Annotated in this window: 13 protein-coding genes; 6 read left to right on the top strand and 7 right to left on the bottom strand. The window is 57.8% G+C overall.

The genetic code is table 11. From position 1 onward, the window contains the following. Positions 1-120: 120 nt before the first annotated feature. Together GH722_10680 and GH722_10675 are read right to left on the bottom strand one after the other, a co-directional pair. A complete protein-coding gene (locus tag GH722_10680; GenBank protein MRG72238.1) occupies positions 121-540 on the bottom strand; it encodes a phasin family protein in 420 nt (139 codons plus the stop codon). Positions 541-621: 81 nt separating this feature from the next. Continuing rightward, on the bottom strand, positions 622-1,260 hold the full coding sequence (locus GH722_10675) for a TetR family transcriptional regulator (protein MRG72237.1): 639 nt from the start codon (positions 1,258-1,260) through the stop codon (positions 622-624). A 136-nt stretch (positions 1,261-1,396) separates the two neighbouring features. On the opposite strand from GH722_10675, the gene GH722_10670 reads away from it, so the two are divergent. From GH722_10670 to GH722_10660, 3 genes are all read left to right on the top strand, one after another. Continuing rightward, the gene (locus GH722_10670) at positions 1,397-2,314 is read left to right on the top strand and encodes an EamA family transporter (GenBank protein MRG72236.1); all 918 of its coding nucleotides are present in this window, start codon (positions 1,397-1,399) and stop codon (positions 2,312-2,314) included. Position 2,315: 1 nt separating this feature from the next. Further along, entirely contained in the window at positions 2,316-2,813 is a 498-nt protein-coding gene (locus tag GH722_10665) for a damage-inducible protein DinB (protein MRG72235.1), read from the top strand. Positions 2,814-2,919: 106 nt separating this feature from the next. Then, positions 2,920-3,501 (top strand): TrmH family RNA methyltransferase, encoded by a 582-nt coding sequence (locus tag GH722_10660; protein ID MRG72234.1) that lies wholly within the window; start codon positions 2,920-2,922, stop codon positions 3,499-3,501. A gap of 3 nt (positions 3,502-3,504) precedes the next feature. Here the strand turns inward: GH722_10660 and GH722_10655 are convergent, their stop codons facing one another. Next, entirely contained in the window at positions 3,505-4,521 is a 1,017-nt protein-coding gene (locus GH722_10655) for an asparaginase (GenBank protein MRG72233.1), read from the bottom strand. 142 nt (positions 4,522-4,663) lie between these two features. Here GH722_10655 and GH722_10650 point away from each other — a divergent pair, with 142 nt between their 5' ends. Next, positions 4,664-5,209, top strand: coding sequence for a hypothetical protein (locus GH722_10650; GenBank protein ID MRG72232.1), 546 nt, complete (start codon positions 4,664-4,666; stop codon positions 5,207-5,209). 8 nt (positions 5,210-5,217) lie between these two features. Here the strand turns inward: GH722_10650 and GH722_10645 are convergent, their stop codons facing one another. Genes GH722_10645 through GH722_10635 form a run of 3 tightly spaced genes read right to left on the bottom strand, consistent with a single transcriptional unit; the run spans position 5,218 to position 7,910 of the window. After that, positions 5,218-5,940: a methyltransferase domain-containing protein gene (locus GH722_10645; GenBank protein ID MRG72231.1), complete on the bottom strand. Its 723-nt coding sequence runs from the start codon at positions 5,938-5,940 to the stop codon at positions 5,218-5,220. 6 nt (positions 5,941-5,946) lie between these two features. Continuing rightward, entirely contained in the window at positions 5,947-6,342 is a 396-nt protein-coding gene (locus GH722_10640) for a hypothetical protein (GenBank protein ID MRG72230.1), read from the bottom strand. 56 nt (positions 6,343-6,398) lie between these two features. Beyond that, positions 6,399-7,910 carry a YifB family Mg chelatase-like AAA ATPase gene (locus tag GH722_10635; protein MRG72229.1) on the bottom strand — a complete coding sequence of 504 codons (1,512 nt, stop codon included), beginning with the start codon at positions 7,908-7,910 and terminating at the stop codon, positions 6,399-6,401. Positions 7,911-8,211: 301 nt separating this feature from the next. Here GH722_10635 and GH722_10630 point away from each other — a divergent pair, with 301 nt between their 5' ends. Continuing rightward, positions 8,212-9,678, top strand: coding sequence for a PAS domain-containing protein (locus GH722_10630; protein ID MRG72228.1), 1,467 nt, complete (start codon positions 8,212-8,214; stop codon positions 9,676-9,678). 34 nt (positions 9,679-9,712) lie between these two features. Here the strand turns inward: GH722_10630 and GH722_10625 are convergent, their stop codons facing one another. After that, positions 9,713-9,916, bottom strand: coding sequence for a DUF2061 domain-containing protein (locus tag GH722_10625; GenBank protein MRG72227.1), 204 nt, complete (start codon positions 9,914-9,916; stop codon positions 9,713-9,715). A gap of 122 nt (positions 9,917-10,038) precedes the next feature. On the opposite strand from GH722_10625, the gene GH722_10620 reads away from it, so the two are divergent. Then, positions 10,039-11,631, top strand: coding sequence for a helix-turn-helix domain-containing protein (locus GH722_10620; protein MRG72226.1), 1,593 nt, complete (start codon positions 10,039-10,041; stop codon positions 11,629-11,631). Positions 11,632-11,650: the final 19 nt, after the last annotated feature.

The raw sequence follows: 11,650 nt of genomic DNA, 5'->3' as shown, positions 1-11,650 counted from the left end.
GAAGATGTCAGCCGACAGGCAATCATTCAACCGGAACGACAGATATCAGGACTCCGGGCAGGCTGCATTATGAGCCTGCCCCGCTATTTTCCCGACCGGCGGTAACAGCGAAGGCTGAGATCAGCCTTTCGCTTTCTTGATATTGCTTTTCAGTTCTTCAAGGCTTTCACCGATACGGCGGTTTACCTCGTCAACGGCCTGCGTGTTCGATTTGGCCATCATTTCCGACAGTTCGCGCATGTTGGAAACGGTTTTTTCAAACGACTGTTTCATCATGTCGGTCTGCTGGACGACAACATCTTCCGGCAGATTTTTCGTCGACATTGACTCCACGGCACCCCGCATTTCTTCCATCGCCTCACGCAGGATTTCCGCCTGCCGAGCCATCACTGCCTGCGCACCTTCAAAGGCCGTCCGGTTTGCGGCGGCCAGTGCTTCAAGGTTGCGCTGCTGGAACTGGACAATCGACTGGACATCAATTCCCGGCGCCTGCATGTCGCCCATCATTTTTGCCGGATCAAAGTCTTTCCAGAAGGCCATCGGGTCAAAACCGGGCATAGACTGGGTCTTCTTCGCCATATCTTCTCTCCTTCTGTGATGCCGGCCGGTATCAGCCGACGATTAAACAGCAGCCTCCGCCGCCGGTTCTGTCTCAGCCGCGCCTCTGCGCCGTCCGGGCATGCGCGACAGCCCGCGCTCCATCCCGGACGCAAACCGGCCAGCCTGTTTCAGCGCCCGGTCGAGGGCTGCCATGGTTTTCGCCATATCTTCACTGTCATCCCGCATCCAGACACGCAGCGTATAAAGATACACAGCCATCAGTCCCTTGATCCGGAGCATGCCGCGCCATCCGTCGGATGACAGGCCTGCTGCTTCCAGCATCCAGCTCATGGACTGGCGCAGCTGACCGGCACCACATAGTGCCATCATCGGGTCTCGCGATGATGCATCTACAATCGACAATACCCCCTCACGATAGCGGTTGAGCATATCAAAGCGGCGCATCAGCACATCGAACAGACGGTCTGCCGCCGGTTCGTCCATGGCAGCCGCACCGCCTGCCAGTACCCCGGCATCAATCATCCGGCCAAATCCGTTCAGCAGCGCAGACCGGCTGGAAAATTCTTCGTAAAGGTCGGCGATGCTGATATCTGCTTTCGCCGCAATGTCAGCCATCGACACGTCCCGCCAGTCGCAATCTGCCGCGCAAACAAGCGCGGCTTCGATGATTCTGGTTCGGATATCGGTTTTCTCGACCATAACTCACCTCGTCAGTTACTGACCCTGAGATGGTAACAGAAAGCCCGCATCGCAACCACCATGCGTTCGGGATTTGTCATGGAGGCATTGTTTCAATTGACGAGAGGCCCGACTTGGCAGTAGCCAGATCAGGCAAATGACAAACAGCTTTCTCTACGCAACCACCGTCCTGATCTGGGGTACCACATGGTACGCCATCATCTTTCAGCTTGGCGTGGTCTCACCGGAAGTCTCGATCGTCTGGCGATTCATTTCAGCCAGTCTGATCCTGTTTGGCTGGTGCCTGCTGCGGGGCAAAAACCTGCGCTTCAACTGGCGACAGCATTGCTGGATTGCCTTTCAGGGCTGCTTCCTGTTTTCCGGCAATTATCTGATCTTTTATTTTGCGACGGGGTTTGTCACCAGCGGCCTGGTCGCCGTCTCCTTTTCGATGATCATTCTGTTCAATATCAGCCTTGGCGCGCTGTTCTTCGGGCAACCTGTCCGTCCCCGGGTGGCCGTCAGTGCCATTATAGGACTGGGCGGCATTGGCCTGCTGTTTCTGCCGGAACTCAAAGGTTTCAATTTTGAGGACGAAGGCTTCCGGGGCATGGCACTCTGCATTGCCGGAACGGCTCTCGCCTCGGTCGGTAATCTGATTTCCGGACGGAACCAGCGCAGCGGTCTGCCGGTCATCCAGACCAACGCCTGGGGCATGCTCTACGGTTCAATGGTTGCCGCTACTGTCGCCCTGCTGCTGGGCCGGGATTTCATCATCGACTGGCAGGCACCCTATCTGCTGTCGCTGGTCTATCTGTCGCTGTTCGGCACCGTCTTCGGTTTTGGCGCCTATCTGACCCTGCTGGGCCGGATCGGGGCTGACAGGGCCGCCTATGCCACCGTGCTGTTTCCGCTGGTGGCATTGCTGTTGTCCACAATGTTTGAGAACTATCACTGGACCCTGCCTGCTGTTGGCGGTGTCGTGCTGGTGGTGTTCGGTAATATCCTGGCCCTGAAACCCTCCCGCCGCGCCGCGCTCGACGGACGCCTGAAGGAGACGGCAAAAAGGAGTTGAGATGAGCGACCTCGATTATTTCCGTCTGTTGTCACGCTATAACCGGTGGGCCAACAACCGCCTGTATGATGCCGCCTCGAAACTCAGCAGTGACGATTATTACCGTAACCGGCAGGCTTTTTTCGGCTCCCTGCATGGCACGCTGAATCATATCCTTGTCGGTGATCGCATCTGGATATCCCGCATCGAAGGGCGGGACAGCGGCATCAGCCGGCTGGATGAAGTCCTCTACGACGATCTCGACTCGCTCTGGTCCGCCCGGGAAAGCTTTGACGAGACGATCATCAACACGCTGCTGGATATGAAACCTGCCCGTCTTGAAGGTGATCTGGCCTACCACACCACGTCCGGTGAAGCCTGTGTCACACCGCTCAGGCTGGTGCTGGGTCACCTGTTCAACCATGCCACCCATCATCGCGGCCAGGCACATGGCCTGCTGAGCCAGACAACAACACCACCGCCGGTCCTCGACCTGATCTATTTTCTCCGGGAGGAGTAAAACCCGATATCCGTCCGATGACGAAAAGGTTGTCGTCAACCGGTCAAACCGGCATTAACCCGCATGGGCTGGCAAGCCCGCTGGATAAACGGCTGAGGACAGGACAATGCGCGGCTATTTCGGGATTGGTATCGAAGGCGGGAACAAGGCAATGAATATCGGCAACCTGTTCCGGTCTGCCCATGCCTTCGGTTCCAGCTTCGTATTCACCGTCAATCCGCAATACCGTGAGAAAGTGGTCCGGCTGTCGGACACGTCAAATGCCCGCGACAATATGCCTTTCTATGCCTTCGACACCGTGGACGAGATGATGCTGCCGTCGGGATGCCAGATCGTCGGCATTGAGCTGACGGAAGACGCCATTGAACTGCCAAGCTTCCGCCACCCCCGGCGGGCGGCCTATGTTCTGGGACCGGAACGGGGCGATCTCAGCCCGGCCATGCAGGAAAAATGCGATTTCATCGTCAAGATCCCGCTCGCTTTCTGCGTCAATGTCGGCATTGCCGGCGCCATCGTGATGTATGACCGGATGGTCTGCCTGGGTCGCTATGCCGAACGGCCTGTCCGCCCCGGCGCCCCGACCGAAAGCCTGCCGGAACATCAGCAGGGCGGCCCGGTGCTTCGGACCCTGCGGAAATTTGAGGCCAGCCTGCCCGTCCCGGAAGGCCGTCATATCGGCAAGGACTAGATTCTAGCCGTCGAGCCAGCCCTCGGCTGCACGGGTATGGCCACAGAGGACACCATTGCGGTTATGGATCGGCGGGGTCAGGATATCGGTAAGCCGGTCGAGATGCTCTCCGGACACAACCCCGAGATGCACCATCACAGCCCCCATCGCCACTTCGGCGGCCCGGGTGCCACCGTCATCAATTTTCAGGGCAACCCCCAGACCAAGGCCCGGTAATATCCCGGCATAAACACCTTCCGCACCGGTTTTGATCGCAGCCTTCTCACGAACAATTTTCATGACCTGGGTACAGAAGCGGCCTCGCCCCGCGACATAAAACGGCTCTTCCGTCATTGCCCTGACAATACGTTTCGCGGCCTCGGCCCGTGCCGGGGCAAGACCGTCAGGGGCCGCCATCCTCGCCATGCCCTGCGCCCAGCCTGTCAGGCTGGCACCGATGACCGGAATGCCACAGCCGTCAAAACCACAGGGTGAACTGCCGAAGGATTCACCGGTCATGTCACGCATGGCCGCCGTCACCCGCTCCATCACCGGATGGTCCGGTCCGATATAACCGGCGGGATTATCTTCCAGATGAACAGCTGTAGACAAAAATCCCGCATGCTTGCCGGAACAATTGTTGTGTACGGCACGCGGCGTGACCCCGTTTTCGATCAGCGGCCGGAACGCAACTTCCTTGTCCGGCAACTGCACCCCGCATTCCAGCGCATCACCGCTCAACCCGACCCGGGCCAGCATCTCGGAAACTTTCGCGACATGTTCGGCTTCGCCATTATGCGAGGCACAGGACAACGCAATCTCGACATCACCAAATCCGAAAGCGTCCGCTGCACCACTTTCAACGAACGGCAGGGCCTGCAGCGGCTTGGCCGAACTGCGGGCATAAACCGGCGCGGAGATATCGCCAATCGCCATCACCACCTTGCCGCGGGCGTCAACCACCGCCACCGAACCACGATGGCGACTCTCGACCATATCACCGCGTGTCACCTCAACCAGAACCGGATTTGCCTGTGTCATCATGTCTTCCAGATTATCGTGCGGACAGAATAGCTGTTGAAACTTTACTGCTTCAGAGTGCCTCAAATTAAGGAATCATCAACCGATCACGGTTAAGACACTATCTGAACCCAGATCAGCAACCGCGAAAGCGAGGAGACGCATGCGTTTCATGCCGACGATCAGGTCCCTGTTCCACACCTGCCTGCCCACCGGTGCCGCCATGGCGGTCGCCCTTATCCTTGTCACCCCGGCCCATGCCGCCGAACAGCGCCTCGGCAAGTTCAGTGAATGGGAAGCCTTTGTCTATAAGACAGAGAAGCAGAAAGTCTGCTACCTGTTTGCCACGCCGGAGAAAAGCGAAGGCAAATACAGCAAGCGCGGACAGACCTATGTGATGGTCACGCACCATCCGAAGTCGAAAGACATGAATGTGGTCAACGTCGTTGCCGGCTACACCTACAAGCTGCAATCCGAAGTCGAGGTCGAGATTGACGGCAAACAGACAAAACTGTTTACCGATCAGGATTCTGCCTGGGCTGTCGATGACGACACGGACAACAAGCTGGTGAAGATGATGCGGGCCGGTTCAACCCTGGTCGTCGAAGGCCGTTCTTCCCGTGGCACCCTGACCAAGGATGTCTATTCCCTGTCCGGCTTCACCGCCGCGCATAAGGCAGCCAGCAAGGCCTGCGGCGTCAAAGCCTGATCCCCGGATCAGTTGCTGTCGCTGGCGGAGAATACGCCGTACAGGTTCGGCCCCCAAAGAGGGGGCGGTGTCAGCAACGCCCATCCGAGAAAACGACGAAGCGCCGCGTCGGTAAAACGACGCCGGCGCGAACCGCGATGCTGGTCGTAAATCTGCTCGACCTGCAATCCGGCGGCGACCGCAAGCTGGCGGAGGCTGATACTGTTGAAGGCCGTCAGATGCGTCAGGTCACCGAACTGATAGGTCAGCCCCCAGGGTGATCCCGCATTCGGTACCTTGACGACAATCCGGCCACCCGGCGCCAGACGGCCTGCCAGATCCCGGATCAGCGACATGCCGTCAGATGCAGTGAAATGCTCCAGCACATCCATCAGCACGATCCGGTCAAAAGGCTGCTCACCCGCAGTCTGGTGCAGCCAGTCACGAACATCCTGAATAATAATCCGGTCCCGGACGGACTCCGGTGCAACCGCCGTCACCTCCGGGTCATGGTCAATGCCGACCATGTCCTGAATGCCTCTGGCTGCCAGATAGGCGAGGAACTGGCCCGTGCCACAACCCAGTTCAAGAATACGCATATCCCGGCCAAACGCCGCCCGATGCCAGACTTCATCGTCAAACCGGGCGATGTCCTTTGATGACAGTCCCGGCGTTTCATATTTCTTGAAGGCGCTGTAGCTCTGGTAGAAGTCGCTGGTCAATTCCCATCTCCACAGCAGATTGCGGGCAATGCCTGATTAATCCAGGAGCCAGTTCATCGCCGTCTTTTCATTCATGAAAATGCGAAATTCAACGCCGGTTGTTTCACCCACAGAGCTTAGTGCCTCCCAGAGGCCGAGGATTCCCTGATCAGCAATACTGCCACTGAGAATGGCACAGCGGATATTCACCCCGCCCCGGATTGACTGATTCTGCGTCTTCACCTGAGCCAGTGCATTGCGGAACTCTGACAGGTCAAAAGCTGAAAGGTCAGCCTGTCCATCGATAAAAACGATTGTGTTCCGGTCTGGCAAAAACTCCGGATGAGCCGCCATTTCCGCCATCGATGACACAATATCGGATGTCACGATATGGCCGGTCAGCCACCAGCAATTCAGCTTTCGGTCAGGTGATAAATCAACTTTATACGGCAACAGCAGTCTCCGGAACTTCTGCCGGATAATATCATTCTGTCTGCAACCGGAAAGCCCTATCCTCCCATGGCCATGCGCCGGTAGCTGATGGCCTCGGCAATATGGATGCGGCGCACCCCGTCGCTGCCGTCCAGATCGGCCAGCGTGCGGGCGACACGGAGAATGCGGTGATATCCGCGACCGGACAATCCCAGCATCCGGGCCGCATCGACCAGCAGGCTGCGACCATCCGCATCGGGACGGGCAACTTCTTCCAGCAGATCGCCATCCGCCTCCGCATTCAGGCGCACCCCGTCCTGTCCGGCATAACGTTCGGCCTGGATCGCGCGTGCCACCGCAACCCTTGCGGCAATTATCTGCGTGGCCTCTCCCGGCGGGGCATCCGCCAGATCCAGCGGGTTGACCGGCGGGGCATCGACATGCAGGTCGATACGATCGAACAGCGGGCCGGAAATCCGGGCCTGATAATCACGACCACAGGCCGGCGCGCGGGAACAGGCCCGTTGCTCATCACCCAGAAAGCCGCAACGGCAGGGGTTCATCGCCGCCACAAGCTGGAACCGGGCCGGATAGGTGACATGCATATTAGCCCGGGCAACCGAAATGCGCCCGGTTTCCATCGGCTGACGCAGCGCCTCCAGCGTGGCGCGCTGAAACTCCGGCAACTCGTCGAGGAACAGCACCCCGCGATGGGCCAGCGATGCCTCCCCCGGCCGCACCTTCAGCCCTCCCCCCACCAGCGCCGGCAATGATGCCGACTGATGCGGATCCCGGAAGGGCCGGGCGCGATGCAGACCGGCGGGGCCGATGCAGCCGGCAACCGAATGGATCATCGAGACTTCCAGCATCTCGTCCGGCGCCAGCGGCGGCAGCAGACCCGGTAGCCGGGACGCCAGCATCGACTTGCCCGACCCCGGAGGACCGATCAGCAACATGTTATGGCCGCCCGCCGCGGCGATTTCGAGGGCACGTTTGGCCGCCGCCTGCCCTTTGACCTCCTTCATGTCCGGATAGACCGGTTCAGGCGGGCGGTCTCCCCGACGCGGCGGACCGAGACACTGAGCACCACTGAAATGATTGACCAGCGCCAGCAGGTTGGGCGGGGCCAGCACATCGACATCCCCGGCCCAGAGCGCTTCGCTGCCCTGATCCGGCGGGCAGATGATGCCGCGCCCTCTGGCAACTGCGCCAATGGCGGCCGGCAGGACACCCGCAACCGGTGCAATGGCCCCGTCCAGCGCCAGTTCGCCCAGCGCCACAAACCGGTCCAGCGCATCCTGGGGTACCGCGCCGAGCGCCGCCAGCAGGCCCAGCGCCACCGGCAGATCGTAATGACCACCTTCCTTCGTGACATCCGCCGGTGACAGATTGATCGTCACCCGCTTCGGCGGCAGGGCCAGCCCCATTGCCGACAGCGCCGCCCGCACTCTCTCCCGGCTTTCCCCCACCGCCTTGTCCGGCAGCCCGACCATGGTAAAGGCCGGCATGCCGTTTGTGATATGCACCTGCACATCAATCGGCTTCACCTCGATCCCGAGAAACGCCACTGTCTCTACCCGTGCGACCATGCTGCATCTCCGCTTCCCTGTTCAGCTTCATTATGGAGCCGTCAGGTACAGTTCCGATGACACGGGCCCGGAAACGATCAGAGAACAATCGCAGCTATATTTCTTTAAGTAGAAAATTATAAATAGTTTCAATTTCAACAGAACGTCACGAGGCTTAAACATCTTTCGAAGATCAGCACCTTATTCTTATAATAAAATAATCCGAAAACCCCTGTCAGTTCAGTGATTAAGGATGGACAGGCTGCTTTATATTCCGATTATCCCCCCGCACATCAAAACAGCAGGGCTTCAGCCTACATCCATGCCTTTATTCAATAAGAAGAGTTCTGAGTCTGACGCGATTGTAGAGGCGATTACCAGATCCCAGGCCGTCATAGAATTCACGGTGGATGGCATCATCCTCCATGCTAATGATCTTTTTCTGAACGCCCTCAAATATGAACTGGCAGAAGTACAGGGAAAACATCATCAGATTTTTGTTGAACCGGCGCATGCGCAGTCAGAAGAATACAGAGAATTCTGGGCCGGTCTGAAGAAGGGTGAATATCAGTCAGCCGAGTATAAACGCCTTGCGAAAGACGGCTCTGAAATCTGGATTCAGGCATCCTATAACCCGATCTTCGACAAGACCGGCAAGCCATACAAAATTGTGAAATTCGCAACTGATATCACAGCACAGAAAGTACTGAACTCCGACTATGCCTCGCAGATTACAGCGATCAGCAAGTCGCAGGCCGTGATCCAGTTCAACATGGACGGCACGATCATTACGGCGAACGAGAACTTCCTCGATGTCCTCGGCTATACGCTGGAAGAGGTTGTCGGCAAACATCACCGGCTTTTCGTTGAGCCGGAATATGCAAAGTCAGCCGAATATCAGGAATTCTGGCAGCAGCTCGGCAAAGGAAAGTATCAGAGTGCCGAATACAAAAGGCGCACCAAGACCGGTAGAGATGTCTGGATTCAGGCGTCTTACAATCCGATCCTCGACCCCTCCGGAAGACTGCGGAAGGTCGTCAAGTTCGCCAGTGATGTAACCGATATCGTCAACGAACGGATGCGTCTTTCCGAGTTGCAGAAGACAATCGATCTGGAACTGGTAGAAATTGCCAATCGCATGTCAGACGCATCACAAAATGGCGCCAAAGCGGCAGAAGACACATCTGGAAATGTACAGGCCGTATCCGACGGCGCAGAGGAAATGTCTGCCTCGATCCGCGAGATCAGCGAACAGGTAAACCGGGCATCAGGAATGACCCGCGCCACCGTTGAACAAGCCGAACAGAGCAGCAACAGCATTGCCAGCCTGGCAAATGCCACAGGAAAGATCAGTAACGTCATCGAACTGATCAACGACATTGCGGCCCAGACCAATATGCTCGCGCTCAATGCAACAATTGAAGCGGCCCGTGCCGGAGAAGCCGGCAAAGGCTTTGCTGTCGTGGCGTCCGAAGTCAAAAACCTTGCAAAACAGACCTCAAAGGCGACAGAGGAAATTCGCAGCCTTGTATCGACAATTCAGCAGGCGACAGACAATTCCGTTGCGTCGATCAAAACCATCAGCGGATCGGTCAGCGAAGTTGATGAAATTGCCTCCGCAATTTCCGCCGCCGTGGAAGAACAGACCGCTGTCACCGCGGATATGTCGATGAATATGCAGACAGCGTCTCAAAGCGTGGAAACTGTTGCGTCAAATCTGGATGAAATTGTCGCCATTACCCAGCAGGTAAATGCCGCCGTCGAAAAGGTCCGGAACGCGACATCCTGATATTTCCTGACCGGCCGGAAACCGGGCCGGAGGCTCAGAACTGCCGGCCCCAGCTGATCCGGGACCACAGCTTTTCGTGCAGGTAGAATGTCGCCAGACCGACCACTGCACTGACGACCGCAATCAGACCACCGGCATTGATCGATCCGGTAATCAGATAACAGATCAGTGTCATCACGATGATCCCGGATGACTGCCAGCTGATCGACTTGGCAATAAGCCGGATATTGCTCTCCATTGTTATCTCCTGAATTCTTGTGTTGCGAGCCCTGATATAGACCGGGCCTGCGGTGATGTGTATTCAGGGAATTTGCTGCATAATAACTGATATGAGCACTTTTCACTGCTTTGGTGATTTTTATGGACAAACGCAATCGATCGACGCTGTTTCGTCAACGCCTTGAGCAGGCGATGGCGCATGTCGGCTTTTCGCGCAGCCGACTGGCGCGGGAAACCGGCGTTGACCGGTCGACCATCGGCCAGATTCTGGCGGAAGGAACAACCCGTCTGCCGAATGCCCAGCTGGCTGCGGATGCAGCACAGGTGCTTGGTGTCAGCACGGACTGGCTGCTCGGGCTGACAGAACGGCCGGAACGACCGGGGGATGTCATTGCCGCAGCCATGTCGGTCACCAAGGCTGAACGCAAACCGGCCGACCAGCAGATACTGGACTGGCACCACGAAGCAGCGGGCTACAAGATCCGCCATGTCCCGGCGACCCTGCCGGACAGCCTGAAGACCGAGGACATGCTGCGCTGGGAATATGCGGCCTTCCTGGGGGTTACACCGGAACAGGCCATTGAGACCATGCGCAGCAGTATTGAGCACCTGCGGTCAGGTGATTCCGACTACGAGATCGCCCTGCCGCTTCACGAACTGCACGCCCTTGCCGAAGGCTCCGGTTACTATCGCGGCCTCGACATCGAAATCCGTCGAGAGCAGTTGCGGCAAATGGCCGGCATTTGCGACGAACTCTATCCGGCATTGCGGTTGTTCCTGTTTGATGCCCGGGAGGTCTTCAGCGCCCCGATGAGCGTATTCGGGCCGATCCTCTCAGTGATCTTTGTCGGTCGTTTCTTTCTGGCTTTTCGCGAGTCCGAGCGAATCAAATCAATGACCACCCATTTCGACTGGCTGGTACGTGAAGCAAAGGTCGATGCACGGGATACGGCAGCCTTTATCAGCACACTTGCGGACAACCTGACAGACGATGTCCCGTCTCAATCGCCCGGAAATCAACTCTCCGGCCGGCAGGAACTGATGCTGTCGACCACGGGGCATGATCTGAAGACCTCCCTGTCCGTCCTGCTTGCCCAGGGTGAGAAGCTGTCGGGCAGTGCCCGTACCCTGTCACCCTCCGAACTGGAAAGCGCGGGCCGGGCCATCCGCCATGCCTCTGCCAGCGCCTGTAGCTTGCTTGCCGGGCTCACCGATGGTGACTTGCTGCGGGAAAACCGGGCCTCTGCGGTTCAGGAGATCTTTGAAGTTACCGACATCATTGACGCGGCCCTCGACCTTCTGAAACCGCTGGCAGATGAAAAGGACATCCGGATCACCCTGCATCACGAAGACGGCCTTAAAGCCACCGGCGATGCGCAGATGATCGAAGCGGTGATGCGTAACCTCATCGGCAATGCGATCAAATTCACCCTCCCCGGTGGAACAATAACCGTTGCTGCCCGTCAGACCGGTGACGAGGTCACTGTTCAGGTCACTGATGACGGCGTTGGCATGACCCCGGACCAGACAGAGGCCGGGATGTCCGGAAGGAAAATCATGTCGCTTCGCGGGACCGAAGGCGAGCGCGGGTCGGGCACAGGACTTGCCCTCTGCCACAAGCTTCTGACAGAAAACAATGGCAGGCTGAAACTCCTCAGCACATCAGGACACGGTACGGAAGCAAGCATAATGCTGCCATCCGGCGACCGGGGTCAATCTAGCGCCGGCACGTGACGCGGTCTCCCTGCCGGGT

The sequence above is a fragment of the Alphaproteobacteria bacterium HT1-32 genome, assembly GCA_009649675.1.
In the GTDB taxonomy this organism is placed as follows: domain Bacteria; phylum Pseudomonadota; class Alphaproteobacteria; order Rhodospirillales; family HT1-32; genus HT1-32.
Note: the sequence above shows the minus strand (reverse complement) of the source record. Positions and strands in the feature narration are given on the sequence as shown.

What these genes read in the sequence shown, in the direction of transcription:
- GH722_10680 (MRG72238.1), bottom strand. Translation starts at nt 540, where the DNA reads ATGGCCTTCTGGAAAGACTTTGATCCGGCAAAAATGATGGGCGACATG.
- GH722_10675 (MRG72237.1), bottom strand. Translation starts at nt 1,260, where the DNA reads ATGGTCGAGAAAACCGATATCCGAACCAGAATCATCGAAGCCGCGCTT.
- GH722_10670 (MRG72236.1), top strand. Translation starts at nt 1,397, where the DNA reads ATGACAAACAGCTTTCTCTACGCAACCACCGTCCTGATCTGGGGTACC.
- GH722_10665 (MRG72235.1), top strand. Translation starts at nt 2,316, where the DNA reads ATGAGCGACCTCGATTATTTCCGTCTGTTGTCACGCTATAACCGGTGG.
- GH722_10660 (MRG72234.1), top strand. Translation starts at nt 2,920, where the DNA reads ATGCGCGGCTATTTCGGGATTGGTATCGAAGGCGGGAACAAGGCAATG.
- GH722_10655 (MRG72233.1), bottom strand. Translation starts at nt 4,521, where the DNA reads ATGACACAGGCAAATCCGGTTCTGGTTGAGGTGACACGCGGTGATATG.
- GH722_10650 (MRG72232.1), top strand. Translation starts at nt 4,664, where the DNA reads ATGCGTTTCATGCCGACGATCAGGTCCCTGTTCCACACCTGCCTGCCC.
- GH722_10635 (MRG72229.1), bottom strand. Translation starts at nt 7,910, where the DNA reads ATGGTCGCACGGGTAGAGACAGTGGCGTTTCTCGGGATCGAGGTGAAG.
- GH722_10630 (MRG72228.1), top strand. Translation starts at nt 8,212, where the DNA reads ATGCCTTTATTCAATAAGAAGAGTTCTGAGTCTGACGCGATTGTAGAG.
- GH722_10625 (MRG72227.1), bottom strand. Translation starts at nt 9,916, where the DNA reads ATGGAGAGCAATATCCGGCTTATTGCCAAGTCGATCAGCTGGCAGTCA.
- GH722_10620 (MRG72226.1), top strand. Translation starts at nt 10,039, where the DNA reads ATGGACAAACGCAATCGATCGACGCTGTTTCGTCAACGCCTTGAGCAG.